The following is a 25,666-nucleotide window of genomic DNA, read 5'->3' on the forward strand; positions in this document are numbered from 1 at the left end:
GATGCATGACGGAGCGGTGGAAGTCGGGGGTGGGATGCTTTCGCAGAAGGCCGGGCACGATGCGTGCGGGCGTTCGCGGAGCCGCCGACGCTCCGCAGGGAAATGCTCGTTGACGAGTTCCCGGTGACTTCCTGACGAGATCCGCTGTCCTTGTGCAACGTTCACACACCATGCGTGGCTGGTCCACACATCGCCGTGGAAGTTGTCAACTTGGTAAGGGGTGCGCGCTCTTCGCGGCCGCCGGGCGGGGCTGTGAGCTGGCCGGCAGGCAGCTGTTACCCGTGGTCACCAGGCGGGGTGCTCCGGCCAATCTCCGTCCGGCCCGTTTCTCGCGCCCGCGCTCGGGGCGATGCTGTTCGCGGTGGCGAACGGTGTCCGGGTGTGAGCTGCAACACCGCTGAATCGCCGCTGTTTCCAGCCATCCGAACCCGTCCGAGGGCGACCGATTTTGCAGTACGTTCGGCCGTGTTCCATCATTGTGACCGCGCGTCAGGCGGACCGCCGGCGCTTCACGAGTGCGTGGTGCACGCGTTCTCGTTGAACAGTCAACCGGAGGGCGGCGAGCGCACTGGCCCCGCCCGGCCGGAACCCCCATCCCTCATTCCCTGAGCTAGGCAAAGGCAGCATGCCCGTCCATCAGCTATCGGACCTCATACGTTATGTCCGTCACAACTCCCCGTTCTATGCGGACCTCTACGCGGACCTTCCGCCGGATGTGGACTGCCTCACCGATCTGCCGGTGGTGGACCAGAGCGCTTTCTGGGCCGCCAATACCCTCCACGGCAATCGCGTCCTGACCGCCCCGCTCGACGAGGCCTCGGTCTTCAAGACCGGCGGCACGACCGGCGCACCCAAATTCTCCTGCTACACCCGCGAGGAATGGCGGGAGTTCGTGACCGCCTTCGGCCACGGCCTCGTCGACGCCGGGCTGCGCCCCGGCCACCGGGTCGCGGACCTCTTCTACGCGGGCGAGCTCTACGCCAGCTTCCTCTTCATCCTCGACTCCCTCTCCCACGCCCCCGTGGGCAGCGTGCGCCTGCCCATCGGCGGCGGCGCCCCGCTGGAGACGACCGTCCCCACGCTGCGCGACTTCGCCGCCCAGATCGTGGCCGGCACCCCGACCACCCTGTGCCGCCTGGCCGAGCACCTGATCGCCGACGGCGAGCAGCTGCCCTCCGTCGAGCTGCTGTTCTTCGGCGGCGAGGCCCTCTTCGACGACCAGCGCCGCCTGCTGGCCCGCGCCTTCCCCAACGCCGAGCCCCGCACCCTCGGCTACGCCAGCGTCGACGCCGGCCTCCTCGGCCGCCCCGTGCCCGGCGCGGCGGACGCCCGCACGCACCGCGCCTTCACCCCGCACACCGTCGTCGAGATCCTCGACGACGCCACGGACGAGCCCATCCGCGAGGCCGGCCGCCCCGGACGCGTCGTCGTCACCCAGCTCTTCCGCCGCCTCATGCCCGTCATCCGCTACCCCGCGGGCGACCGCGCCGAGTGGACCGACCCCGAGGCGGGCGTCTTCCGCATCCTCGGCCGCGCCGAGGAAGGCGTGCGCGTCGGCCCCGTCTCCCTGTACTCCCAGGACGCCCAGAGCGCCGTCGCCGCGGCCGACACCGAGGGCCGCGTCGTGGGCATGCAGCTCGTCGTCCGCCGCTGGGACGGCCGCGACGGCCTCGTCCTGCGCCTTGCCGTATCGCCCGACGACCCCGGCTCCGAGGACCCGGCCGGGCTCGGCGTCCTCGCCAAGTCCGTCGTGGCGGAGCTCGAAGAGGCCCGCCCCTTCTACCCCGACGCCGTCGCCACCGGCTTCGTCCACCCGCTGTCCGTCGAGTGGGTGCGCCACCGCGACCTCACCGTCAACCAGCGCTCCGGCAAGCTCGTCCGCGTCATCGACGAAAGGCCCACGGCATGACCGCCGCCCCGACGGCCGGCACCGGCCGCCGGCTGCCGCTGGTCCTGCGCAACCGCGCCTTCGGCGCCGTGTGGCTCGGCCAGGTGCTCACCCAGGCCGCCGTCCGCATGTTCCAGGTCGGCGTCTCCTGGTGGCTCGTCGCCTACGCCGTCTCCGGCGGCAACGGCCTCGCCTCGGGCCTGTTCATGGCCGTCAGCACCGTGCCCGCCGTGGCCCTCGCCCCCTTCGTCGCCCGCGCGATCGGGCGCTTCGCCCACCGCTCCGTGCTGCGCACCGCGGCCGGCGGCGCCGCCGTCGCGGCCACGGCCCTCGCCGTCTGGGCGTACGCGAGCGACCTGCCCATCGCGGCCGCCTACGCCGCGACCCTCGCGCTCGCCACGTGCCAGGCCTTCTTCGACCCTTGCCTGACCACCTCCGTCCCCGAACTCGTCGACGACGAGGACATCGAGGCCGCCACCGGCTTCGAACTGTCCACCCAGTCCCTCGCGAGCCTCGGCGGAGCCCTGCTCGGCGCCCTCATCGTCGACCGCGCCGGGATCCCCGGCCTCGCCGCCGGGTGCGCCGCGGCCTACGCGGCCGCCGCCGTGCTCATCGCCACCGTCCGCTTCCGCACCCCGGCCACGGGCGAGGGCGAGGCCGGGGCCGGGGCGGGCGAGGAGGCCGGACCGCGCACCCTGCGCCAGGTCCTCGCCGGCCTGCCGTTCGTACGCGCCATCCTGATCTGCTTCACCGCGGCCAACCTCTTCACCACGGCCGTGTTCATCGTGATGCCGCTCTACACCAAGTCGGTGCTGCACGGCGACGGAGCGACGGTCGCCCTGCTCGAAGCGGCCCTCGGCACCGGCACCCTCATCGGCTCCTTCACCGGCGCCCGCATCCCCGGACGGCCCACCGTCGTCGGCTCCGCCTGCCTCGGCGCGATGGCCCTCGCCCTCGCCGTCCCCGGCCTCGTCGGCGAGCGGCCCGTCATCGCGGGCAGCCTCGCCGTGACCGGCTGGTGCGTCGGCGTCATCGGCGTGCGCTTCGTGGCCCTCTTCCAGCGCCTCGTGCCCACCGCCGACAAGCCCGCCTTCTTCGCGGTCATGCAGGCCGTGCTGGGCGCGACCTTTCCCCTGGCCTCGCTGCTGTTCGGCCTGCTGGGCGACCACCTCTCGCCCCAGACCCTGTGCCTGATCCAGGCCGTGGGCCTGGTCCCTGCCGCCTGCGCCCTGGCCCTGCTCAAGGAGCCCGCCCCGGCCGCCGGGAACGCCGGCCCCGAGGCGCAGACGCCGGTCCCGGCCGGCGCCGCCGCGGGAGGCGCGAGGTGACCGTCCCCGCCCCAGCCGCCGAGCAGGCCACCCCCGGCGACATCGCCGAACTGCGCCAGCTCTACTACGCCGTCTACGGCCCGCACTACCCCACGGCGCTCGGCACCGACCCCGCCGTGATGGCCCGCCTCATCGAGGACCCGCACACCCTCTGGCTCGTCACCCGCTGCCCGCGCACCGGCGCCCTCACCGGCTCCGCCGCGGTGCACAGCGAGCCCGGCAGCCGCCTCGGCCGCCTCGAAGGGCTCGCCGTCCACCCCGACCAGCGCGGCTCGGGGCTCGCCGGCCTGCTCACCGAGGCCCTGTGCCGACGCACTCTGGACGCCGGCCGCCTCGACTCGGTCTACGCCACGGTCCGCACCGTCAGCGCCGGACCCCAGCGCGTCGTCGCCCGCAACGGCTTCCGCCCCATGGGCGTCCTGCCCAACGCCGTCGACGTCCACAGCCGCGAGAGCCTCGCGCTCTACGCGCGTTACTCGCCGGGCGTGCTGGAACGCCGCGCCCCCGTCGCCGAAGTGCCCGCCCCGCTCGTTCCCCTGCTGCGCACCGCGGAGCAGAGCCTGGGCGTCAGCTACGCGCACACCCGGGCCACCGCACCCGCCCCGGCGCCCGCCGGACCCGCGGCCGCGGACCTGGAAATGGTCGAGGCGCCGGCGTTCGTCCGCCGCCGCTTCCGCGAGCGCTTCCCCGACGCCGCCCACTGGTTCTACCCCCTGCACACCCCCAACGTGCTGCTCGTCCCCGGCGACGGGAGCTTCGAGGTCTACGCCTGCCTCAACCGGGCCGGCGGCTACTGCGCCCTCGTCGCCGGCCACCCCGGCCCGGCCGTCGCGGCCGCCCACCTCGAACCGATCACCCGCGCCCTGACCCGCGCCGGAGCCGGCTACGTCGAGGCGCTGCTCCCGCTGGACCGGCACGACCTGCTCTCCGCCGGCCTCGCCCAGGGCTTCATCCCCAGCGCCCTCTACCCGGCCATGCGCCGGGAGGGCGACGGCTTCCACGACTACGTCGTGATGTCCCGGACCACCGAGCAGATCGACTTCCGCGGCCTGGTCGCCGACGCGGCCCTGCAGCCCTTCCTGGATTCCTACGTATCGGCCTGGGCGTCGACGTATCTGCCCTCACGCGAGGTTGCCTCATGACACTCACCACCCCCCTCAACCCCCATCTCGCCCCGGTCACCGTCCCCGACCCGGACGCGCTGGCACACGTCCAGCGCCTGTGCGACCTGACCGACCCCTACACCTCCGGCCCCGCCGAGGAGGAGCTCTTCGCCGCCGCCATGGCCGAGAGCCACGCCTGGCACCGCGAGCGCTCCCCGTTCTTCCGCGACCTCCACACGGCCACCGCCGCGGACGCGCCCTACGGCGCGCCCCTGGTCCACGCCAACTTCTTCAAGCGCCACGAAGTGCTGTCCATCCCCCGCGAGGACGTCCACCTGCACCTGACCTCGTCCGGCACCACCGGGCAGAAGTCGCAGATGTTCTTCGACGAGTGGACCATCCGCTCCGCTCAGCGCATGGTCGCCCGCATCTTCGAGCGCAACGGCTGGATCACCCCCGACCAGCCCGTCAACTACCTGCTCTACAGCTACGAGCCGGCCCGCGACCTCAAGCTGGGCACGTCCTTCACCGACAACTACCTGTGCGACTTCGCCCCGGCCCGCCAGGTCGAGTACGCCCTGCGCAACACCGGCGGCGGCCACGAGTTCGACCCCTTCGGCTGCATCGCCGCGCTGCGCCGCTTCGCCGAGGACGACGCCCCCGTCCGGATCCTGGGCTTCCCCGCCTTCCTCTGGTTCACCCTGGAGCGCATGCGCGCCATGGGCCTGCCGCCCCTGCAGCTGCCCGAGGGCTCGCTGATCATCCTGGGCGGCGGCTGGAAGGGCCACACCGACCAGCAGATCGGCAAGCACGAGCTCTACGCCCGCGTCACCGAACAGCTCGGCGTCCCCTCCGAGCGGATCCGCGACACCTTCGGCTCCGTCGAGCACTGCATCCCCTACATCGAGTGCTCCCACCACAACCTGCACGCACCGGTGTGGTCCCGGGTGTTCATCCGCTCCACCCGCACCCTCGAACCGCTGCCGTACGGAGAGAAGGGCTACCTGCACCTCGTCTCCCCGTACATCACCTCCGTGCCCGCCCAGAGCGTCGTCATGGGCGACCTCGCCTCCCTCCTCCCCGGCGAGGAGTGCGGCTGCGAGCTGGACACCCCGTGGTTCACCATCCACGGCCGCGCCGGAGTGAGCCGCAACAAGAGCTGCGCGGTGGCCGCCGCCGAGCTGATGAAGGGAATGTCATGACCGAGACCATGAACCACCACTACTGGCAGGGCGCCTTCATCGGCGACGACGAGGCCGCCCGACGCCTTGCGACCCTGCCCGCGGCCGTCGAGCAGGCCCTGTCGTCCCCGCTCGACACCGAGACCGTCCTGGCCGCCTGCGACGGCCTCGCGAACGCCCTGCGCGACCCGGCCCACCCCGTCCGCGCCCGGCTCGCCCCCCACCTGCCGGAGGGCGAGGACGCCGACGGCCTCCTCGGCGAACTCGCCGCCTTCCTCGGCCGCGACGCGCTCAGCCGCAAGCTCCGCCGCGAACTGGGCGGCACCGCCCCGCAGCGCCTGAACCGGCCCGACGCCAAGGAGACCGTCTACGAGGCGTGGGCCCCCGTCGGCCTCGTCGCGCACATCGCCCCCGGCAACGCCGCGACCGTCGCCCCCCTCAGCCTGATCGAGGGCCTCCTCGCCGGCAACGTCAACGTCCTCAAGACGAGCAGCGCCGACACCCTCCTCGCCCAGCACCTCCTCGCCGAGCTCGCCGCCCTCGACCCCACGGGGGCCGTCGCCGAGCGCGTCATCGTGCTGCGCTTCTCGTCGAGCCGCCAGGACTGGCTGAAGCTCATGTGCGCCCCGGCCGACGCCGTCGCCGTCTGGGGCGGCGAGGCGGCCGTCGAGGGCGTCGCCGCCCACGTCCCGGCCGGCTGCCGGCTCGTCGAGTGGGGCCACAAGATCTCCTTCGCCTACCTCACGCGCGACGCGTGGGCCGACGGGGAGACCCTCGCCGCCCTCGCCGCCGACGTGTGCCTCTTCGAGCAGCAGGCCTGCTCCAGCCCCCAGGTCGTCTACCTCGACACCGAGGACGCCGACGAGGTCTTCGCCTTCGCGGAGCGCTTCGCCGCCGTCCTCGCCGGGATGCCCCCGGCCGCCGCGGAGGACCTCGACCCGGCGGAGGAGGCCGAGCTCACCACCACCGAGCTCATCGCCCGCCTCGAGGAACACCTCGGCCTGACCCGGGTGATCGCCGCCCCCGACGGCTCCTGGCGCGTCATGGCCGACACCCGGCCCGCACTGACCGCCTCCCCGCTGCACCGCAGCGTGTGGGTCAAGCCCCTGCCGCGCAAGGGCCTGATCGGCGCCCTGCGCCCCATGCGCCGCTACCTGCAGACCGCCGGCATCGCCGGCAGCCGCACCGACGTCGCGGAGCTGGCCGCCACGGTCCTGGCCGCGGGCGCCACCCGCGTCACCCCCGTCGGCGCGATGACCGCCGGCTACTCCGGCGAACCCCACGACGGCGTCTACGCCCTCCAGCGCTACAGCCGCCGCGTCGCCGTCCAGGCCGACGAGCGCTTCGCCACCACCGCCTGCCTCGACGACCTGGCCCGCGCCGCCGACTTCCCGGCGCCCACCGGCCCGCTGCTGGACAAGGCGGCCGTCCAGGAACGCAACCGCGACGTCGCCCGCGGCGACGCCGAGCTGTACTTCCGCAGCGGCGGCAGCACCGGCGCCCCCGCCCTGTCCCTCTTCAGCTACGACGACTACGACACCCAGATGCACGCCGCCGCCCGCGGCCTGCTCGCCGCCGGCTACGACCCGGCCCGCGACCGCACCGCCAACCTCTTCTACTGCGGCGGCATGTACGGCAGCTTCATCAGCTTCTTCTCCATCCTGGAGCGGCTGGGCGGCGTCCAGATACCGATGGCCGCGGGCCCCGACCACCGGGCCACCGCCGAGGCCATCGTCGCCTACGAGGTCGACACCCTCTTCGGCATGCCCTCCTACCTGTGGCAGCTCCTGCACGAGCAGGAGGAGCTGCTGCGCTCCTACGGCGGCATCCGCAAGATCTTCTACGGCGGCGAGCACTTCACCGACGAGCAGCGGCGCACCCTCGCCGACACCTACGGCATCGAGGTCGTCCACTCCATCACCTACGGCAGCACCGACCTCGGGCCGCTGGGCTACCAGTGCACCGAGAGCACCGGCAGCGTCCACCACCTCCACGCCGACCTGCACACCCTGGAGATCCTCGACGTCGCCTCCGACGAGCCGGTGGAGCCGGGGGAGACCGGGCGGCTGGTCTTCACCACCCGCGCCCGGCGCGGCCAGCACCTCGACCGCTACGTCATCGGCGACCTCGGCCGCGCCCTGCCCGGCCGCTGCCCCTGCGGCAGCCACTCCCCGCGCTTCGAACTGCTCGGGCGGCTGGGCGACGTGATGCGCGTCGCGACGTACTTCCTCAACTACCGCCGCTTCGTGGCGATCGCGGAGGAGAGCCTGCGCTTCAGCGGCGAACTGCAGGTCCTGCTCGCCAACGAGGGCTCTCGCGAGGGGCTCACCGTCCGCATGGAGCGCACGGCCGCGACGACGGACGTGACCGCGGCGCGGGAGGCCTTCCTGGCCGGCTACCCCGAACTGCGCACGGCCGTGGAGGAGAAGCTCCTCGACCTCACCGTCGAAGCGGTCGAAGGCGCCGGCCTCGACCGCACCCCGACCAGCGGCAAGCTGCGCACGGTGGTGGACAACAGGTAACTGCGCGACCCGCGCCCCGGCAGGGGCGCGGGGAACTGCGCGACCGGCCGCGGACGGCCCGCCGTCACCCGACCGCGTTGCCAGTGGAAGCCTCCGTCCGCCACTCGGCCGCAAAGGCACGGGCCGGGTTGGCGACGAACACCTGCCGCGCGAAGTCCTCGCCCAGCTCTGCCGTCAGGGCGGGCCGAAGCCCGCGCAGCAGGTACGGCATGCCCGGGCCGTCCGCCGCCGAGCGCGCGGCGGCCGTCGTGGTGTCCCCGCCCAGGAGGATCCGTTCGGCGTGGCCCGCCCCGGCGAGGGCCGTCAGCGCGTCGAACAGCCGCCAGTCCGTGGCGTGATGGGCGCGCGACGGCCCGTCGAAGGCGAGGAAGGCCCCCTCCCCGGCCGCCCGCAGGTGCACGCGCGGGTCGGGGGAGCGGTTGAGGTGGCCGAGGACGACCCGGTCCGCCGGCACGCCCAGCTCCCCGCACAGCAGGTCCAGCACGTCCAGGGCGCCCGTGCCGAGTTCGAGGTGGACGGCGATCGCCGCCCCCGTCGCGTGGTGCGCCCGGGCGGCGGCGGTCATCACGTGCCGTGCGTGCCCGTCGAGGCCGTGGAAGCCCCCGGCGACCTTGATCAGCCCGGCGCGGACCGGCCCTTGCGTCAGGTCCCGGACGAACAGCTCCGCCAGCCGGTCCCGGTCGCGGTCCAGACGCTCCCGCTCGTAGTGCACCGCTTGGTGCATCCCCGTGGCGGCGACCACGTGCATTCCCGTGGCTGATGCCAGCGCCGCGAGATCGGCCCGCCGGCGCCCCATGCCGCGGGGCGTCCACTGCACCACCGCCTGCCCGCCCGCCTCCCGGAAGGCACGCAGCTCCGCGCCCGCCGCCTCCACGTCGTCGAGCTCCTGGCCCGGCAGCCGGGGACTGCGCAGGAAGAGGTGGTCGTGCGCGTCGCAGACCCCCAGTTCCTCCGCGGGTACGTCCCCCAGAACGGTCCGTATGACGGGCCCCATGGCGTCTCCTCCGCTCCATGCGTAACGGCTCACCCGTTACATGATCACCGTGATCACTGTAACGGGTGAGCCGTTACGATGCCCGTATGACCCACGAGGACGACCGCCTGGCCTTCCGCTTCGACTGCGGAGCGGGCTGGCTCAACCTGCTCGCCACCAGGGGCCGCCACTTCAGCGCCGACCCGGTCGAGCGCCTGGCCACGCCCGAGCGCCTGGCCGAGTGGCTCGACCGGAGCGAGCTGACACCGGCCCGGCCGCCCGGCACCGCGGACCTCCGGCAGGCCCACGCCCTGCGGGAGACCCTGCGCCCCCTCGCCCTGGCCGTCGCGGAAGGGCAGCCACCGCCGGCCGCGGCCGTCGGGGAACTCACCCGCTTCCTCGGCGAGGAGCGCGACCCCGTACGGCTCGTCGCGGCGGACCGCCTGCTGCGGGAGCCGCCCGCCACGACCGGAGAGGCCCTCGCCCGCATCGCCCGCCAAGCCGCCGATCACCTCACCGGCCCCGAGCGCCGCACCCTGGCCGTCTGCCCCGAGCACGACTGCCGCGGCGTCTTCGCCAACCCCACGGGCCGCCGCCGCTGGTGCCCGTCACCGGCCTGTGCCAGCCGCGGCCGCGTCCGCGCCCTCCGCGAGCGCCGCCGCGCGGGGGAGTGACCGACGCCTCCCCCGCACGGTGACGTCAGGTCACCCCACCGGCTGCGCGCCGCCCGCGGGAGCGCGGAGCAGGGCCGGCAGGCGCGTTGCCGAGGTGCCGAGGCCGGTCGGGGTGCCCAAGGGCGGGGTGACGGGTGGCGGGGCGCCCTTGTGACGCAGGAGGTCCTCCTCGCCGTAGCGGCGGCATTCCCGGTGCCAGTTGAGGATCCCGGCCATCCAGTCCTGCAGCTCCTGGGCGTACTGTCCGAGCGCCGCCCGCGCCTCCTCGCCGAGGCCGAAGTCCTTGGCGAGGACCGGCAGCTGGTGGTCGACGACGTGCTGGAACTCCCGCATCCGCGAGGCCTGGAGGTCGGCGACGATGCCCAGCGCCTCCATGCGCCCGCAGTCGAAGAAGTTCTCGACGACCAGGACGGCGTTGTGGATCTCGCCCTCGAACTCGATCTCCTTCTGATACGAGAACATGTCGTTCATCAGGATGGCGTAGTCCATGGCCGCGTTCTCCATGGCCCGGACCGGCTGGGTGCGGTAGATCTCCGGCGGCAGCGCCGCGCCGAGGCCGTTGCGGCACAGCATCAGGGTCATGTCGGAGCCGAAGGTCTGGCGCCGCATCTCGATGTAGTCCACCGGGTCGGGGATGCGGTGCTGCTTCTGGTTCCACAGCTCCCACAGCCAGGCGTCGAGCATCGCTTTGACGGCGGCGTGGAGGCCGGCGCGCTCCTCCTCGGTCATGGCCGCGGTGGTACGGGCCCACAGGTCGGCAAGTCCGATCTCCATCACGTGCTCAGGGGGCGGGGTGACGGGGGAGTCCACCGGCATGAACAGCAGCAGCCGGTCGGTGAGCGCCTGCGCCGCGGCCATGCCGGCCGCTCCCGTCTGCCCGCCGAAGGCCACCGGGTAGTAGTCGTCGCCGTACGTGCCCCAGGCCAGCCAGTCCGTGGCCAGGTCGAGTTCCCCGGGGGTTCCGCCCGGGTGGAGGCCTGCCGCGCACAGCGCGAAGTCGTAGTCCGCGAGCTTCTCGTCGGTCCACAGCCCGGAGCCGGGCAGCGCGGGGTCCGGGGCGAGCATCCCCGTGCGGTGCCCCCACGCGATGTTGTTCCGGCGGGAGGCGTCGAGGTGGGAGTTGAGCCGCAGCGGATACGGCATGGGGAAGTCCGGCAGCGGCAGGTGACCCACGGCCTGGAACGGCACGTGGGTGTAGCGGCGCAGGCGCGCCGGTGCCGTCGCCGCGATCGAGGTGAACATCCGTGCCGCGGAGGTGCCCAGCCCGAGCGGCCCGGCGAGCAGCGCCCCGGGGGCGTTGACCTCCCCGCCCGGGGCGTCGTTCATGTAGCGGCTGGAGCGCATGTGCCACTCGTGGCCGCCGGACTGCCAGTCCTGGAGCCCCTTGACGTAGGCGAAGGCGTCGAGGCGGGACTGCGGGTCCAGGCCGTGGAGCTCGAAGAGGGGCGCCAGCTCGGTCAGGGCGGTGTGCTCGAACTGCTGGAGCCGGGAGGTGAGCCAGTCGTTGACGGTGTCGGCCGCCTGCTGGGTGTCGCAGCCCAGGAACCGCTCCAGGACGAGGACCGCATTGGCCATCTCGCCCTCGCTCCCGGTCTCCCGCTCGTACGAGAAGAGGTCGTTGCGCAGGTGCACGCCGTCGGCGAAGGTGTCCTTCAATACCCGCATCGGCCGGCTCGCGGCGACGGCCTCGGGGACCTCGGCGCTCACCGCGAACTCGACGAGATTGGCCGACCAGGGGGCGCCGCCCACCTTGCGGCGCATCTCGATGTACTCGATCGGGTTGGCGACGCGGCCCTCGTTGATGTTGGACAGTTCCCAGATCGACTCGTCGAGCAGGTGCCGCGTGCTCTCGATGAAGCGCCGGCGCCAGTCCTTCGACATCGACGGGACCGTGCGCGCCCACAGGTCCGCGAGGCCCGCCTCCACCGGGTTGGTGGGCTCGGGGGTCTCGCCGGCGTCCAGCGGCATGAAGGCCGGCAGCCGGTCGAGATAGGCCTTCGCGCCCGCCATGTCACCGGTGCGCTTGAAGACGTCGAGGAAGTGGTCGTCGAAGAAGAACACCCAGACGTACCAGTCGGTGACGAGATCGAGCACCGGGCCGGACGCCTCCGGATGGGTGTACGCGCACAGCAGGGCGTAGTCGTGCGCGTCCAGGTCCGCCTCGTCCCAGATGCCGGAGCCCTCCAGCATGTTCATCTCGCGGGCCCAGGCCCTGGAATGCTCCCGGGCGCCTTCCACGTGGGGATTGAGGCGCGCGGGATACGGCATGTAGAAGGAGGGGAGAGCGAAAGGGTGCGACATGGCCGCCCACGCTAGTTCGCGTGCCCCTGACAGGTAGATCGGAAGGTCATATTTCCCCTCAATGAGGTGAAAGCCCGGGCCCGGCCGCTTAAGGATCTTGAGTTCGGTGCCGCCGCTTCCGCGGGCCCCGGCGCGGGGGCGCGCGCCGTTCCGCACGGTGATCGCCGCACTACCTTGCGTACCGAGATCTGTTCGGCCCGCGTAGTGTCGGCCTCATGGGCGATGAAGCGCTGCAGCAGGACGTACTGGACGAGCTGGGTGAGGACAGGATCCAGGAGCTCGCAGGAGAGCTCGGCACCGACGCGGACGGGGCGACGAGGATGGTGCGGGAGACCGTCGCCGCCCTCCCCGAGGACCTCACCCGCCAGGCGAGCGCGACCCCGGCCGGAGCAGCCGGCGCGGGCGGGTTCGGCGGCCTCGGGGGCGGGCTGGGCGGCGGGCTGATGTCCGGCGTCCTCGGGAAGATCACCGGCCCCGTGGCCGAGACCGTCGCCAAACGCACCGGCCTGCCGGTCGCCCAGGTCACCCGGGCGCTCGAACTGCTCCTGCCGGTCGTCATGACCACCATCGCCAAGCGCCGGGGAAGGAAGAGGTAGACCGTACGGCCGGGCGGGGGCCGTCCGCGGGGCCGCCGCGGACACCTCCTGCGGCAGGGCTCCCGGCCGTGGCCTGCGGCGGGCCCGGAGGGCACGGTGTGCGGCTCGCATAACATCGTGGCGTATCCCGGGCCCCGGACAGGGGCCGCCGCCAGCCGACGATGGAACCGCCGAGTGCCCCGATCCACCTGCCCCGACGCCGGGAGCGCCGTGCCGCGTGCCGCCTCCCGCCGGCGCGCCCTGCGGGCGCTCGGTGCGCTGGCCGTGCTCGCGGCGGCGGTGACCGGGTGCGCGAGTGCGGGCGAGCCCGTCGGCGCCGGCCGGACGGCCCCCGCCTCGGCCCCCTCCAGACTGTGGCCGCAGGCGACGCCGGCCCCGTCGCCGAGCGGCCCGCAGCACGACGGCGAGACGGCCACGAAGGTCCCCGGCGTCGCGCCCGTCCCCTCCGGGGACATCCACAAGGTGGACGCCTACGCCGCGGTCAAGGCCGAGGTCACGGCCAACCGCAACAGCGTCACGGGAGCCGACGCCCTCGACGACGCGACCGCCGCGAAGGTCACCTCGTCGTGCTCCTCGGCGCGGCAGCAGCAGCGGGACTGCCCCATCCGCAAGCCCGTCTACAGCGACCTCACCGGAGACGGCCGCCAGGACCTCATCGTCGGCATCGAGATGGAGGACCACTTCCTCTCGCTGCGCGCCTACACCCTCGTCAAGGGGGTGCTCACCCGCGTCCTGTCGACCGTCGCCCAGCCCTCGTCCGTCGAGGTCGCCGGCCGCGACCTGATCGTCTGGGAGCCGTGGACGACGCCGCACTACGCCCTGCGCTCGGTCTACACCTGGAACACCCAGAACCACTACATGGACTTCCGGCGCTACGAGATCCGCCGCGCCGAGTCCGGCGCCGCACCGGCCACCCCGCGCGACCCGGAGCGCCGCCGGTGACCGCCCGGCCGCGGGGCCTGCGGGGCTTGCGGGGCTTGAGGGCCCGCCTCCGCAGACTCTCCCGCCTCGGCTCGCTCTACGGGAAGTTCACGCTCTTCCTCGCCGTCGTGTGCTGCGTCGTCGCGACCGTGCTCGGCGTCCTCGTGCACGTCATCGTCACCCGGCAGACCGTCCACCAGGCCCGCTCCGAGGCCCTGTCCCGGCTCGACGCCGCCACCAAGGCCTACGCGTCCGGCGACCCCATGCACCGCCCCGCGGCCCTGAACCCGCCCGACCTCCCGCGGCGGCTCCAGGAGATGGCGCTGCGCGGCGAGCGCGGCACCGCCCTCGGCGACCACGACGGCGCCCCGACCATGTGGGCCGCCGGGCCCGCCGACGCCGGGGTCATCACCGCCCGCTTCGACTACCGGCACAGCAAGGACACCATCGACGGCCTCGACCGGGCCATCGCCGGCTCCGCCACGCTCGCCATCGGCGGCACCCTGCTCATCGGCGTCTTCGCGGTCTCGCGGGTCACCCGCAGGCTGCACCGCACCGCCGACGTGGCCCGCCGCATCAGCGCCGGCGACCTCGACGCCCGCGTCGCCGACCCGCGCACCACCCGCCCCGCCCGGGAGCAGGACGAGGTCGCCGCCGTCGCCGCGGCCCTCGACGCCATGGCGGGCACCCTGCAGGCCCGGCTGCAGAGCGAGCAGCGCTTCACCGCCGACGTGGCCCACGAACTGCGCACCCCCCTCGCCGGCCTGCAGGCTGCCGCGGACCTGCTGCCGCCGGGCCGGCCCACCGAGCTCGTGCGCGACCGGGTGCAGACGCTGCGCCGCCTGACCGAGGACCTGCTGGAGATCTCCCGGCTCGACTCCCTGACGGAGAAGGCCGACCTCGACGCGCACCTGCTGGGGCGGCTGGCCGAGCGGGCCGTGCGCGCCTCCGGGATGGAGGCCGAGGTGCGGGTCCTGAAGGACGCGTGCGTGGAGACCGACCGGCGCCGCCTGGAGCGGGTGCTGAGCAACCTGCTCGTCAACGCCCACCGGCACGGCCGCCCGCCCGTCGTCGTCACCGTCGACGGGCCCGTGGTCTCCATCCGCGACCACGGCGAGGGCTACCCGGACTACCTCCTCGAACACGGCCCCCAGCGCTTCCGCACCGAGCCCACGAGCACCAGCACCAAGGGCCACGGCCTGGGCCTGACCATCGCCGTCGGCCAGGCCCGCACCATCCACGCGGAGCTGACGTTCGCCAACGCCCCCGACGGCGGGGCGCTCACCACCCTGTGCCTGCCCGAGTACGAGGACAGGCCGGAGGAGCCGGAGTAGGGGCCGCCGGTCAGGCCGCCCGTGGCCCGGTGGGCAGGGCGGTGCGCGTGCCGAACCACCGGGCCAGCGCGCCGCCGAGGGCATCGGTCGCCGTCGGCGCGGGGGTGTCCGCGGCCCACGCCGTGAAGCCGTCCGGGCGGACCAGCAGCCCCGCCAGCTCCGGGCGGCCCGGCGCCGCGGCGGTCACCACCGACACCCGGTCACCGTAGCCCTCGGCGGCGGCCCGTATCGCGGGCGCGTCCGCGAGGTCGAGGAGCAGGGCGCGGCCGTCGTGGAGGTGGTCGGCGAGCCTGCTGCCGTCGGCGAGTTCGAGGTCCGGGGCGCTGCCGCCGACGAGCGGGTGGTCGCCGGGTGCGGCCATGGCGTCGTAGCGCTGCCACACTCCGGAGATCTTCTTGGCGAAGAAGGTGGTGCCGGCGACGGTGTCCGAGAACTCGGCCACCACCTCGCGCAGCGCCTGCGCGTGGGACTCGGGCCGCATCAGCGCCACTTGGGCCCGGGTCCACTCCAGCACCCACGCCCCGATGGGGTGCCGCTCGGCGGTGTACGTGTCGAGCAGGCCCTCGGGCGCCCAGCCGCGCACGGTGGCGGCGAGCTTCCAGCCGAGGTTCATCGCGTCGCCGATGCCGAGGTTGAGGCCCTGGCCGCCGAACGGCGAGTGCACGTGGGCGGCGTCGCCGGCCAGCAGCACCCGGCCCGAGCGGTAGTCGGCCGCCTGCCGGGCGTTGTCGGTGAAGCGGGTCGCCGTGTGCACGGCGGTGACGGTGACGTCGGTGCCGGAGACGTGGCGCAGGGAGGCCTGCAACTCCCCGGCGGTGACGGGAGCGTCGCGGTCGGCGGGCGGCCCGTCGAACTCGACGGTGAGGATGCGCCCGGGGAACGGACCGTGCGCGTACGTGCCCGTCGGCGTCCGGTTCCAGCCCTTGCCCAGGGCTTCGGCGCCCTCCATCTCCACCATCGCCTGGTGTCCCGTGATGGACGGGTCGGTGCCGGGGAAGGCGAACCCGCCGAGCTTGCGGACGGTGCTGCGGCCGCCGTCGCAGCCCACCAGCCAGCCCGCGCGGATCGCCGAGCCGCCGGCGTGCACGGTGACGCCCTCGTCGTCCGCCTCGAAGCCCGTCAGCTCCACGCCGCGGCGCACCTCCGCGCCCAGCTCCGCGGCGCGCCCGCCGAGCAGCCGCTCCAGGGGCTCCTGGGGGATGAAACCTATGTCCCCGGCCGGGCCGGCGCCGGTGAAGTCGGGGTCGGAGGCGTCCAGCAGACGGCCCTTGAGGGGGATGCCCGCGAAGTGCCCGGCGAACCTGGGCGGCATCGTCACCGGTCCGCCGCGGCCGCCCTGCCGCTGCGCCATGAACCCGCTGATGCGCTCCAGGTTCTCCTCCTGGACGGCGGCCAGGGCGGGCAGCAGGCCGCGCCGGTAGAAAGCCTCCGCCGAGGGGGTGTTGATGGCCCCCGCCTTGATGGTCGTGTCGACCTCGGCCAGCCGCTCGACGACGAGGACGCTCACCCCGCCCAGCCGCAGCTCGCACGCCAGCGTCAGCCCGACCGGGCCCGCTCCCGCCACCACAACGTCGTAGTCCGTGTCCATGGGCAGTGACTATAGCGACTAAAAGTTTATGGCGGATATAGTTTTCCTCATGGATTCCCACCCTGCTCCCGGCCCCGACGACGGACTCTCCCTGCGCGAACGGAAGAAGCGGCGGACGAGGCAGCGGATCTCCGACGTGGCCACGCAGCTCTTCGCCGCCCGCGGCTTCGACAAGGTGACCGTCGCGGAGGTCGCCGAGGCCGCCGAGGTCTCCACGATGACGGTCTTCAACCACTTCGCGCGCAAGGAGGACCTCTACCTCGACCGGATCCCGGAAGCGCTCGCCCTCTTCACCCGGGCCGTCCGCGAACGGCGCCCCGGCGAGACCGCCGCCGCGCCCGTCCGCCGCCTCTTCCTCGAACTCGCCGAAGCACGCCACCCCCTCGGCGGGCTGGGCGACACCTTCCCGGCGTTCTGGCGCGTCATCCTGGACTCGCCCGCCCTGCGCGCCCGCGTCCGCGAAGGCGTCGAGGAGCTGGAGGAGGCCCTCGCGCAGGCCGTCGCAGAGACGACCGGAGCCCGCCCCGGCGACCCGGTGCCCAGGCTGACCGCGGCGCTCACCGTCACCGCCTACCGCACCGTCGTCGCCACCACCATGGCCCGGCTGCTCGCGGGCGAGCGCGCCGACGACGCCGCCCCCGGCCACCGCGCGCTCATCGAGACCACGTTCGACGCCCTGGAGACGGCGCTGCAGGCGCTCGGCGGTCCGGCCCGCGGGCCCGGGACCTGCTGACGCTGTAGCCTCGGCCGCATGCCTCCGCATCCCCGCCGCACCCGGCCGTGGACCGCGGCCCTCGTCAAGGAACGGCCCCGCCCGGAGCGCATACGCACCCGGGCCGGGGGCTGGCGGCTCGCTGTGGCCACCGTCTGCTTCGGCGCCTTCATGGGCCAGCTCGACGCCAGCATCGTCACCCTCGCCTACGGCGGCCTGCGCAGCGAGTTCCACGCCTCGCTGGCCGCCGTCGAGTGGGTCTCCCTGGCCTACCTCCTCACCCTCGTCGCCCTGCTGGTACCGGTCGGCCGGCTCGCGGACGCCCACGGCCGCAAGCTGTTCTACCTCTACGGATTCCTCGTCTTCACCGCCGCCTCGGCCGCCTGCGCCCTCGCCCCGTCCCTGGCCGTCCTCGTGGCCTTCCGCGTGCTGCAGGCCGCGGGAGCCGCGATGATGCAGGCCAACAGCGTGGCCCTGGTGACCACCAGCGCGCCGCGCGCGAAGATGCGCGCGGCCCTCGGCGTCCAGGCCGCGGCGCAGGCCCTCGGGCTCGCCCTCGGCCCGACCGTCGGCGGCGCGCTGGTGGCCGGGCTCGGCTGGCGCTGGGTCTTCGCGGTCAACGTCCCCGTCGGCGTGGCCGCCCTCGTGGCCGGCCAGTACCTGCTGCCCCGCACCCGCACCCGCAGCCCCGCGGCGGGCTCCGACCGCCTCGGGCCGGTACTTCTGGCGGTCGCGACCACCGCGCTGCTGCTGGCCCTGTCCATGATGTCCGGACTGACCGTGCCCGCCTGGGCCGTGGCCGCCCTGTTCGCCCTGGCCGCGGCCGCCGCCCGGGGCTTCGTCCTGCGGGAACGCCGGGCGGCCCACCCCCTCGTCGACCCGGCCCTGCTGCGGCGCCGGGCCGTCTCCACCGGCCTCGCCGCGGCGCTCGGCGCCTACCTCGTCCTCTTCGGCCCCCTCGTGCTCGTGCCCGTCGTGCTCACCGGCGCCGGCTCCTCCGAGCTGTACGCCGGGCTGGTCCTGACGGCCCTTCCGGCCGGCTTCGCCCTGGCCGCGACCTGCGCGGAGCGCGTCCTGCCCAAGGCCCTGGGCGACCGGAGCCGCTGCCTGCTGGGCGCGGCCGTCGCGGTCGCCGCCCTGGCCGCCATGCTCGTCCTCCCGCTCACCACGGGCCCCCTCGTCCCGCTGCTCGCCCTCCTCGGCCTGGGGCTCGGAGCCTTCACCCCCGCCAACAACGCCCTGGTCATGGGGGCGATCCCGGCGGCGTCCTCCGGCACCGGGGGCGGGCTGGTCAACATGGCCCGCGGCCTCGGAACGGCCTTCGGCATCGCCCTGGTCACCCTCGCGCTCCACCACTCCGGCGCCGCCGGCCCCCACCGCGCCGTGGCCGTCCTGCTGGCCGCCGCGCTGCTCGTCGCGGCCGCCGCGTGGCTCGGGCCGACACGCCGGGGCCCGTCACCCGGACGAGCCGCCGGGGACGCCGGCGGTTAGCAGGCCAAGTACCGTCCGCGGCATGAGGCCCGTACTCGCACCCTCCCTCTCCCTGCCCCTCGCCGCCGCTCTGCTGGCCTGCAACCTGACCGCCTGTGCGAGCCGTGACGAGGCGGCGGGCCGGCCGGACCTGACCCCCTATTACGACCAGGAGATCTCCTGGGAGCCCTGCTCCCGGGACCAGGACAAGACGATCAGGAACGAGACGCGGCACGCCCCCGGCACACCCGAGTGCGCCCGGCTCACCGTGCCCTACACCTACGCCGACCCCGCCAAGGGCGAGCTGCGGCTCGCCCTCATGCGCTACCGCACCAAGGACCAGGACCACCGCCTCGGCTCGCTCGTCCTGTCCTTCGGCGGACCGGGCGAGTCCGGGCTCGTACGGCTCGGCGCCCGCGGCCCGGACGGCTTCAGCAAGGCCGGCGGCCGCTACGACCTCGTCACCTTCGACCCGCGCGGCACCGGTGCCAGCTCCCCGGTCCGCTGCGGCCCCCGCGGCGCCGCCCTGCGGGCGGCCCGCGGCGCGGACGAGGACTCCGGCGCCCGGGGCGGACTCGCCGACCGCATCGAGGACCGGGCCAAGGGCCTGGAGGAGTGCAGCAGGCGCTCCGGACCCGTCCTGCCCCACGTCGGGACCGTCAACACCGCCCGCGACCTGGACGTGCTCCGCGCCGCCCTCGGCGAGGACAAGCTCCACTACCTCGGCTACTCCCACGGCACCCGGCTCGGCGCCGCCTACGCCCACAGCTTCCCGGAGAAGGTCGGCCGCATGGTCATGGACGGCGTCGACGACCCGTCGCCCGACGCCAGGCGGACCACCCTCGCCCGGGCCGCCGCCTACCACAAGGCCCTGCGCCACGCCGTGGAGATCTGCACCAGGCGGGGCGACGAGGACTGCATCCTCGGCTCCGACACCGACCGGGCCATGGAGAACGTCACCGCCGCCTTCGACCGCCTCGACGAGCAGCCCCTGCCCTGGGTGAACGGCCGCACCCTCGACCGGGAGACCGCCGTGACGCGGACCATGGGCCTGCTGCGCTCCCGCGGGGGCCTGCCCGAGGCGCCCAACCTCCTCGCGTCCATCGTCTACCACCTGCCGCCGGGCGAGTCCGCGCACATGGCCGAGGAGGAGGCCGCCCGGGCCGAGGGCAGGACCGGGGACGGCCACGACGGATCCGGGGCGGCGCGGGCCGCCGTCAACTGCGCCGACTCCGCCGGCCGTTACACCGCCGGCCAGGTCGCGAACGCCTACGACGACTTCGCCGACGCCTCACCCGTCTTCGGCCCGGTCCTGGCCTCCGACATGGCCCTGTGCACCGGCTGGCCGCAGGCCGGCGACGACGGCTCCCACGCCGTCGCGGCGCCCCGCGCCCCCAAGATCCTCCTGCACACCTCCGAATTCGACCCCGCCACCCCCGTGCAGTGGCTGCGCCGCATGGCCCGGGCCGTCGGCCCCTCGGCCGTCACCATGACGGACACCGGCGGCGGTCACAGCGTCTACGGCTCACCGGACGCCGAGTGCGTCAACGACAGGATCGACTCCTTCCTCCTGGACGGGACGCTGCCGGCCGACCGCACCCGCTGCACCTGACGCACCGGCAGCCGCCCTGCTCCATTGGAGGGGACTGCGGGGCGCGCTGATGCGGCGCGCCCCGGCCGGGGGCAGGCATCAGCTCCGTGGGGGCGTCGCCACGTACGTCCCACCGAATGCCGTCCCGCGCCGGGCGAGCCGCCGCGGGCCGATGACGAACGGAGCGTGCAGGATGCGTATGGGACACCGGTTCACGGCCGCAGCGGCAGCCCTCGCCATGGTGACGGGACCGGCGGGCGTCGCGCTCGCCCAGACGGACACGGAGGCGGCGAAGGACGGCTCCTTCCTGGCGATGGCCCACCAGGGCGGCCTCAGCGAGATCGCCATGGGCAAGGACGTCAAGAAGAACGCCACCACCTCGTGCGTCAAGAAGACCGGGGAGATCCTCGTCAGGGACCACACCCGGCTGGACAAGAAGGTCACGGACCTGGCCAAGCGCCTGCGGGTGACCCTGCCCGACCGGGCCATGGACGAGCAGCGCAGGGACTTGAAGAACCTTCAGAAGAAGGCGCACACGCGTGAGTACGACCGGCTCTGGCTCAAGCTGGCGGCGGCCGGTCACGTCCAGGCGCTCAAGATGCTCGACGACGAGATCTCCCGGGGTCAGAACGCCGACGTGCGCGAAGCCGCCCGCATGGCGAGACCCGTGATCGCCGACCACCTCAAGAGAGTGCAGGCGTGTCAGAAGCAACGCTGACCCCCGGTCCGCCGCCGGCCGCCCCGGGGCTCACCCGGCGGCGGCCAGCGGCTGCCGGGCCCAGATCGTCTTCCCCTCCGCGGTGAAGCGCGTGCCCCAGCGCTCCGTCAGCTGCGCCACCAGCAGCAGTCCCCGCCCGCCCTCGTCCGTCACCCGGGCCCGGCGCATCCGGGGCGAGGTGCTGCTCGCGTCCGACACCTCGCAGATCAGCGAGGACCGCTCGCGGATCAGCCGGAGCCGGATGGGGGCGTAGGCGTGCCGGACGGCGTTGGTGACCAGCTCGCTGACGACCAGTTCGGTGGTGAACCCCAGCTCCTCCAGCCCCCAGGCCGTCAGCTGCTCGGACGCGAACTTGCGCGCCTCGGCGACCGTGGACCGCTCCGCCGGCAGGTCCCAGCTGCGCACCTGCGAGGCGTCCAGCGCGCGCGTGCGGGCGAGCAGCAGCGCGATGTCGTCCTTGGGCCGCTCGGGGCGGCGCGGCAGCAGTGCGTCCATCACGGCGTCGCAGGTCTGCTCCAGGGGCGCGGCCGGACCCGACAGGGCCGTGCGCAGCCCGTCCAGGCCCGCGCCGATGTCGTGGTCGTGGCTCTCGACCAGCCCGTCGGTGTACAGCGCGAGGAGACTGCCCTCGGGCAGCTGCAGTTCGGTGGACTCGAAGGGCAGCCCGCCCATCCCCAGCGGCGGGCCGCCGGGGATGTCCAGGAAGCGGGCCGTGCCCCCGGGCGTCACCAGCACGGGGGCCGGATGGCCCGCCCGGGCCAGGACGCAGGAGCGCGACACCGGGTCGTACACCACGTACAGGCAGGTCGCGCCCGTCTCCCGGACGGCGCCCGGCACCCGCTCCGTCGCCTGGTCCTGGGCCAGCTGGACCACCAGGTCGTCCAGGTGGGTGAGCAGTTCGTCCGGCGGCAGGTCCAGGTCCGCGAGTGTGCGCACGGCCGCGCGCAGCCGGCCCATGACGGCCGACGCCTGCAGCCCGTGCCCGACGACGTCGCCGACGACGAGCGCGACCCGGGCGCCGGACAGCGGGATGACGTCGAACCAGTCCCCGCCGACGCCGGCCTGGGCGCCGGCGGGCAGATAGCGCGAGGTGACCTCGACGGCCGTCGGCTCGGGCAGCCGCCCGGGCAGCAGGCTGCGCTGGAGCGTGAGCGCGACCGAGCGCTCCACCGCGTACCGGCGGGCGTTGTCGACGCACACGCCGGCCCGCGCCGCGATCTCCCCGGCCAGCAGGAGGTCGTCCGCGTCGAACGGCTCCGTGCCCGGGTACCGGACGAACAGGGCGACGCCGAGCGTGGCGCCCCGCGCCCCGAGCGGCACGGCGAGCACCGAGTGGGCCCCCTCGCCGCCCAGGCACCGGGCGAGGGCGGGGCCGCCGCCGTCCGCCCACGCGGCGATCGCCGCCGCCTCAGCGCGGTGCAAGGAGGGCCGGCCGGAGGCGAGCGCCTCGGCGGGCGGGGAGTGCGGCGCGTAGGAGAAGGCGCCGCCCGGCTCCCCGGAGAGGCCGTCGAGCACGGACCGCGCGGCCGCCCGGCGCACCCGCTCCGCGCCCGGCCCTCCGGCGCCCGCGTCGCCCGGGCCCCCACCGGATCCACCGGCCGCGTCCGCGCCGTGCAGGACGGAGTCGAGCAGATCGACGCTGACCAGGTCCGCGAACGCGCCTGTGGTGACGTCCGCCAGCTCCTCGGCGGTGCGCCCGACGTCCAGCGTGGTGCCGATGCGGGCGCCCGCGTCGTTGACCATCGCCAGCCGCTGCCGGGCGCGGTGCGGCTCGGTGCGGTCCAGTGCCGCTATCGACACGCCCTGCACGCGGCCTTCGCCGTCCTTGAGCGGGGTGAAGAACGTCGCCCACGCGCGCTCGCGGGGCTGGCCGGGCGCGCGGAAGAAGGTGTCCGTGCGCAAGGTCTCGCCGGTGCGCAGCACCTCCGCCATCAGGCGGCCGAACTCGTCGAAGGGGGCGCCGGGGAAGATCTCGGTGAGCTGCAGCCCCAGCATGGCCTCCTCGGGGCGGCCCGACAGGCGCACCATCTCGCCGTTCGCACCGGTCAGCCGCAGGTCGCGGTCGTAGACGGCGGTGGCGATCGGGGACTGCACGTAGGCCCACTCCTTCAGAGCGGCGTCCTTGCGCGCCGCCTCCTGGACCACGGTGTCCGGCTCGCCGGGCGGGGCACCCTGCGGAGCGGCGCCGAGGAGCACCCACTGCACGCGGCCGTCGCCCTCCGGACAGGGGTGTGCCCGCACGGTGACCCGCACCGCCCCGCCGTCCCGGTGGCGGGCCGTGAGGGCGCCGCTCCACGGCGCGGTCCGCGTGAGCGCCCGCAGGGCCGGGGGCGGCAGGGGCGCGGCGAGCAGGGCGGCGGCGGGGCGGCCGATGACCTCCTCGGGCGCATGGCCGAGCGCGTGCCGCGCGGCGGGGCTCCACAGGGTGACGGTGCCTTGCGCGTCGACGGCGGCGACCGGGACCGTCGCCGTGGGGGAGAGGGGGTCGGAATTCGCGTCCATCGATGGTCATCTCGTCCGGCGGGCGGCGTACGGTGAGGCCGCCTGCCACCCTCATAATTCAGGCTGTAGCTATCTTTCCCGCACTAATCGGCACTGAAGCATCTATCTCCCCTCGAACTGTCGTGGTGGTCCGGGCGGCCCGGCGAGGCGGACGGGATGCGATCCGGCCACGCCGAGGCCGTTGTGCCGGCCAATCGAAGCGCGGTGTGCGTAGCCCCGCTGCAGCGCCGTCCGTCCGCCGTCCTGCGCAGGGTCGGCCGTATCCGACGGGGAATCAGTCGGTCGGATACGGAGAAAAACGGACTGCGCATGATCGGTTTGCTACGGAATTGAGACAGCCCCCGACATGTCCGCCCCGTCACGCATGACATCCTGAGCCGTCACAGTTCTGCCGGACGCACACTCGGCGGATGTCCGGGGATTACGAGGATGCACCAATGAGACTCTGCTTCCTGGTGGAGGAGCAGTACCGGCACGACGGCATGCCGGTGGACGTCATCCGCCAACTCAGGTCCTGGGGCCACCGGGTGGACGTGCTCAGGCCCGGCGGGTCGCTCCTCAGGCTCTCCGAGACGGTGCGCGCGGGCCGGCACGACGCCTGGATCCTCAAGACGGTCTCCGGCGGCCCCGGACTCACCCTCCTCGAAGCCGCGGCCGGCGCCGGACTCACCACCGTCAACGACGCCCGCGCCATCCGCGGCGTGCGCGACAAGGCCCTCGCCGCCGTGGCCGCGGAGGCCCACGGCCTGCCCGTCCCCGTGACCTACGCGGCCATGCGCATCGAGGACTTCGCGGAGGTGCCCGCCGCCGAGTACCCCCTCGTCGTCAAGCCCGCCGACGGCAGCTCCGGCCGGTCCGTGCGCCTCGTGCCCTCTCCGGACCGGCTCGCGCACCAGGCGCCCCGGGACGAACCCGGCGCGGGCGGCGGCATGCTCATCGCCCAGCCCTACGTCCCCAACTCCGGCGTCGACCTCAAGGTCTACTGCGTCGACGGCGAGCTCTACGCCACCGAGCGCTGCTCCCCCCTCCACCCCGACCAGCCCACGAGCGAGCGGCAGGTGCCGCTCGGCACCGAGGTCGCCGCCATCGCCGCACGCGTCGGAGAGGTCTTCGGCCTCGACCTGTACGGCGTGGACGTCGTCCTCGGCCCCGACGGGCCCGTGGTCGTCGACGTCAACGACTTCCCCAGCTTCCGTCAGGTCCCGGACGCGGTCGCCCGCGTGGCCTGGGCGATCCTGCGGCTCGCCGACGCGGGAGGAACCCGCCCGCGCGCCGCCGCGGCCGGCGCCGGCGCCCTGCTGTCGGCGCAGCCGTCCTCGCCCGCCGGCGGCCCCCTCGGCGGCGACGCATGAGGATAGGCCTGCTCACCCCTGCCCCCGACCACCCGCTGCTGGCGGCCGCCACCGGCCTGCTGACGCCCCGCCACCGCGTCGACGCGCTCGACCCCGCGCACGCGCCCGACCCCGGGCCCGGCGAGCTCGCCGACGTCTATCTCCTCAAAACCCGCACCCCGCGCGCCTTGGCCTTCGCCCGCCGCCTCGAGGAGCGCGGGGCGCCCGTGCTGAACTCGGCCGCGTCCACCGGGCGGTGCCAGGACCGGACCGCCATGGCGGAGGTGGCCCTGCGCGCCGGGCTCCCCTTCGTGGCCACCGCCACCGAGCCCTCCCTGGCAGACCTCGCCGCCCGCGGCGACATGTCCTACCCGGTCGTGATCAAGAGCCGCCACAGCCGCCGCCACGACCTGGTGGCCCGCGTCGACGACCCCGTACGGCTCGCCGTGCTCGCGGCCGAATGGGGCGACGAACCCGTCGTGGTGCAGCGCTTCACCCCCAACGACGGCTGGGACCACAAACTGTGGGTCGTCGGCGACCACGTCTTCGCCGGACTGCGCCGCTCGGAACTCGCCGGCCCCGTCCGCACCGGCACCGAACCCCTGCGCACCGACGCCCTGCCCGCGGGCTGGCTCGACATCGTGCGGCGCGTCGGAGAGGTCTTCGCCCTGGACGTGTACGGCGTCGACCTGCTCGACGTCGCCGGAAGCCCCCTCATCGTGGACGTCAACGCCTTCCCCGGCGTCCGCGGCCAGGACGGCGCCCCCGAGGCCCTGGCGGACCTGACCCTCCGCACGGCCGGCGGCACCCACCACCCACGCACCCCGGCCCCCGCCACGACCGAACAGGTCGCCTGACGCCGCGCCTTCCGGTCGTGGCGGGGGGCTGCTTCCGCCGCGACGGCGCGTAACCCCCGCCGCCCTGCCCGGCGGG

19 protein-coding genes are annotated in these 25,666 nt (G+C 74.3%); 15 read left to right on the forward strand and 4 right to left on the reverse strand.

Features of this window, described 5'->3' with window-relative positions; translation table 11 throughout:
• Window positions 1-625 precede the first annotated feature (625 nt).
• From NQU55_RS30810 to NQU55_RS30830, 5 genes are read left to right on the forward strand one after another with little or no spacing between them, the layout of a single operon-like run.
• Window positions 626-1,909: a phenylacetate--CoA ligase family protein gene (locus tag NQU55_RS30810; protein ID WP_168090939.1), complete on the forward strand. Its 1,284-nt coding sequence runs from the start codon at window positions 626-628 to the stop codon at window positions 1,907-1,909.
• Window positions 1,906-3,216 carry an MFS transporter gene (locus NQU55_RS30815; protein WP_168090937.1) on the forward strand — a complete coding sequence of 437 codons (1,311 nt, stop codon included), beginning with the start codon at window positions 1,906-1,908 and terminating at the stop codon, window positions 3,214-3,216. The genes NQU55_RS30810 and NQU55_RS30815 overlap by 4 nt, the downstream gene beginning before the upstream one ends.
• Window positions 3,213-4,358: a GNAT family N-acetyltransferase gene (locus NQU55_RS30820; protein WP_168090936.1), complete on the forward strand. Its 1,146-nt coding sequence runs from the start codon at window positions 3,213-3,215 to the stop codon at window positions 4,356-4,358. Before NQU55_RS30815 ends, NQU55_RS30820 begins: the two co-directional genes overlap by 4 nt.
• The gene (locus tag NQU55_RS30825) at window positions 4,355-5,521 is read left to right on the forward strand and encodes a LuxE/PaaK family acyltransferase (protein ID WP_168090935.1); all 1,167 of its coding nucleotides are present in this window, start codon (window positions 4,355-4,357) and stop codon (window positions 5,519-5,521) included. Before NQU55_RS30820 ends, NQU55_RS30825 begins: the two co-directional genes overlap by 4 nt.
• Complete coding sequence (locus NQU55_RS30830) at window positions 5,518-8,022, forward strand: acyl-CoA reductase (protein ID WP_256791554.1); 2,505 nt, start codon at window positions 5,518-5,520, stop codon at window positions 8,020-8,022. The genes NQU55_RS30825 and NQU55_RS30830 overlap by 4 nt, the downstream gene beginning before the upstream one ends.
• Window positions 8,023-8,086: 64 nt before the next feature.
• On the opposite strand, the gene NQU55_RS30835 is transcribed toward NQU55_RS30830, so the two are convergent.
• The gene (locus NQU55_RS30835) at window positions 8,087-9,016 is read right to left on the reverse strand and encodes a phosphotriesterase family protein (protein ID WP_168090932.1); all 930 of its coding nucleotides are present in this window, start codon (window positions 9,014-9,016) and stop codon (window positions 8,087-8,089) included.
• 86 nt (window positions 9,017-9,102) lie between these two features.
• On the opposite strand from NQU55_RS30835, the gene NQU55_RS30840 reads away from it, so the two are divergent.
• Window positions 9,103-9,669, forward strand: a complete 567-nt coding sequence (locus tag NQU55_RS30840; RefSeq protein ID WP_168090930.1) for a CGNR zinc finger domain-containing protein — start codon at window positions 9,103-9,105, stop codon at window positions 9,667-9,669.
• 30 nt (window positions 9,670-9,699) lie between these two features.
• Here the strand turns inward: NQU55_RS30840 and NQU55_RS30845 are convergent, their stop codons facing one another.
• Complete coding sequence (locus NQU55_RS30845; protein ID WP_206328870.1) at window positions 9,700-11,970, reverse strand: terpene synthase family protein; 2,271 nt, start codon at window positions 11,968-11,970, stop codon at window positions 9,700-9,702.
• 215 nt (window positions 11,971-12,185) lie between these two features.
• Between NQU55_RS30845 and NQU55_RS30850 the strand changes: the two genes are divergently transcribed.
• The 3 genes from NQU55_RS30850 to NQU55_RS30860 all read left to right on the forward strand — a co-directional run bounded on the left by NQU55_RS30850 (window position 12,186) and on the right by NQU55_RS30860 (window position 14,821).
• Complete coding sequence (locus tag NQU55_RS30850) at window positions 12,186-12,566, forward strand: DUF937 domain-containing protein (RefSeq protein WP_256791555.1); 381 nt, start codon at window positions 12,186-12,188, stop codon at window positions 12,564-12,566.
• Between the two features lie 174 nt (window positions 12,567-12,740).
• Window positions 12,741-13,508, forward strand: coding sequence for a hypothetical protein (locus NQU55_RS30855; protein WP_206330093.1), 768 nt, complete (start codon window positions 12,741-12,743; stop codon window positions 13,506-13,508).
• Between the two features lie 35 nt (window positions 13,509-13,543).
• Window positions 13,544-14,821 (forward strand): sensor histidine kinase, encoded by a 1,278-nt coding sequence (locus tag NQU55_RS30860; RefSeq protein WP_206330092.1) that lies wholly within the window; start codon window positions 13,544-13,546, stop codon window positions 14,819-14,821.
• Between the two features lie 10 nt (window positions 14,822-14,831).
• Here NQU55_RS30860 and NQU55_RS30865 read toward each other — a convergent pair whose 3' ends face one another.
• Window positions 14,832-16,409, reverse strand: coding sequence for an FAD-dependent monooxygenase (locus NQU55_RS30865; RefSeq protein ID WP_168096282.1), 1,578 nt, complete (start codon window positions 16,407-16,409; stop codon window positions 14,832-14,834).
• 49 nt (window positions 16,410-16,458) lie between these two features.
• Between NQU55_RS30865 and NQU55_RS30870 the strand changes: the two genes are divergently transcribed.
• From NQU55_RS30870 to NQU55_RS30885, 4 genes are all read left to right on the forward strand, one after another.
• Window positions 16,459-17,142, forward strand: coding sequence for a TetR/AcrR family transcriptional regulator (locus NQU55_RS30870; RefSeq protein ID WP_256791558.1), 684 nt, complete (start codon window positions 16,459-16,461; stop codon window positions 17,140-17,142).
• An 18-nt stretch (window positions 17,143-17,160) separates the two neighbouring features.
• Window positions 17,161-18,612 carry an MFS transporter gene (locus tag NQU55_RS30875; protein WP_168094857.1) on the forward strand — a complete coding sequence of 484 codons (1,452 nt, stop codon included), beginning with the start codon at window positions 17,161-17,163 and terminating at the stop codon, window positions 18,610-18,612.
• A 22-nt stretch (window positions 18,613-18,634) separates the two neighbouring features.
• Window positions 18,635-20,203 (forward strand): alpha/beta hydrolase, encoded by a 1,569-nt coding sequence (locus NQU55_RS30880; protein ID WP_168094858.1) that lies wholly within the window; start codon window positions 18,635-18,637, stop codon window positions 20,201-20,203.
• A 172-nt stretch (window positions 20,204-20,375) separates the two neighbouring features.
• Window positions 20,376-20,900: a DUF4142 domain-containing protein gene (locus tag NQU55_RS30885; RefSeq protein ID WP_168094859.1), complete on the forward strand. Its 525-nt coding sequence runs from the start codon at window positions 20,376-20,378 to the stop codon at window positions 20,898-20,900.
• Between the two features lie 30 nt (window positions 20,901-20,930).
• Here NQU55_RS30885 and NQU55_RS30890 read toward each other — a convergent pair whose 3' ends face one another.
• On the reverse strand, window positions 20,931-23,402 hold the full coding sequence (locus tag NQU55_RS30890; RefSeq protein ID WP_168094860.1) for a SpoIIE family protein phosphatase: 2,472 nt from the start codon (window positions 23,400-23,402) through the stop codon (window positions 20,931-20,933).
• A 437-nt stretch (window positions 23,403-23,839) separates the two neighbouring features.
• Between NQU55_RS30890 and NQU55_RS30895 the strand changes: the two genes are divergently transcribed.
• Together NQU55_RS30895 and NQU55_RS30900 are read left to right on the forward strand one after the other, a co-directional pair.
• Window positions 23,840-24,754, forward strand: coding sequence for an ATP-grasp domain-containing protein (locus NQU55_RS30895; protein ID WP_168094861.1), 915 nt, complete (start codon window positions 23,840-23,842; stop codon window positions 24,752-24,754).
• Window positions 24,751-25,590 (forward strand): ATP-grasp domain-containing protein, encoded by an 840-nt coding sequence (locus NQU55_RS30900; protein WP_256791559.1) that lies wholly within the window; start codon window positions 24,751-24,753, stop codon window positions 25,588-25,590. Before NQU55_RS30895 ends, NQU55_RS30900 begins: the two co-directional genes overlap by 4 nt.
• The last annotated feature ends 76 nt before the right edge of the window (window positions 25,591-25,666 follow it).

This window comes from Streptomyces telluris (genome assembly GCF_024519335.1).
GTDB lineage: Bacteria > Actinomycetota > Actinomycetes > Streptomycetales > Streptomycetaceae > Streptomyces > Streptomyces telluris.

What these genes read in the sequence shown, in the direction of transcription:
- NQU55_RS30810 (WP_168090939.1), top strand. Translation starts at nt 626, where the DNA reads ATGCCCGTCCATCAGCTATCGGACCTCATACGTTATGTCCGTCACAAC.
- NQU55_RS30815 (WP_168090937.1), top strand. Translation starts at nt 1,906, where the DNA reads ATGACCGCCGCCCCGACGGCCGGCACCGGCCGCCGGCTGCCGCTGGTC.
- NQU55_RS30825 (WP_168090935.1), top strand. Translation starts at nt 4,355, where the DNA reads ATGACACTCACCACCCCCCTCAACCCCCATCTCGCCCCGGTCACCGTC.
- NQU55_RS30830 (WP_256791554.1), top strand. Translation starts at nt 5,518, where the DNA reads ATGACCGAGACCATGAACCACCACTACTGGCAGGGCGCCTTCATCGGC.
- NQU55_RS30835 (WP_168090932.1), bottom strand. Translation starts at nt 9,016, where the DNA reads ATGGGGCCCGTCATACGGACCGTTCTGGGGGACGTACCCGCGGAGGAA.
- NQU55_RS30840 (WP_168090930.1), top strand. Translation starts at nt 9,103, where the DNA reads ATGACCCACGAGGACGACCGCCTGGCCTTCCGCTTCGACTGCGGAGCG.
- NQU55_RS30845 (WP_206328870.1), bottom strand. Translation starts at nt 11,970, where the DNA reads ATGTCGCACCCTTTCGCTCTCCCCTCCTTCTACATGCCGTATCCCGCG.
- NQU55_RS30850 (WP_256791555.1), top strand. Translation starts at nt 12,186, where the DNA reads ATGGGCGATGAAGCGCTGCAGCAGGACGTACTGGACGAGCTGGGTGAG.
- NQU55_RS30865 (WP_168096282.1), bottom strand. Translation starts at nt 16,409, where the DNA reads ATGGACACGGACTACGACGTTGTGGTGGCGGGAGCGGGCCCGGTCGGG.
- NQU55_RS30870 (WP_256791558.1), top strand. Translation starts at nt 16,459, where the DNA reads ATGGATTCCCACCCTGCTCCCGGCCCCGACGACGGACTCTCCCTGCGC.
- NQU55_RS30875 (WP_168094857.1), top strand. Translation starts at nt 17,161, where the DNA reads ATGCCTCCGCATCCCCGCCGCACCCGGCCGTGGACCGCGGCCCTCGTC.
- NQU55_RS30880 (WP_168094858.1), top strand. Translation starts at nt 18,635, where the DNA reads ATGAGGCCCGTACTCGCACCCTCCCTCTCCCTGCCCCTCGCCGCCGCT.
- NQU55_RS30885 (WP_168094859.1), top strand. Translation starts at nt 20,376, where the DNA reads ATGCGTATGGGACACCGGTTCACGGCCGCAGCGGCAGCCCTCGCCATG.
- NQU55_RS30890 (WP_168094860.1), bottom strand. Translation starts at nt 23,402, where the DNA reads ATGGACGCGAATTCCGACCCCCTCTCCCCCACGGCGACGGTCCCGGTC.
- NQU55_RS30895 (WP_168094861.1), top strand. Translation starts at nt 23,840, where the DNA reads ATGAGACTCTGCTTCCTGGTGGAGGAGCAGTACCGGCACGACGGCATG.
- NQU55_RS30900 (WP_256791559.1), top strand. Translation starts at nt 24,751, where the DNA reads ATGAGGATAGGCCTGCTCACCCCTGCCCCCGACCACCCGCTGCTGGCG.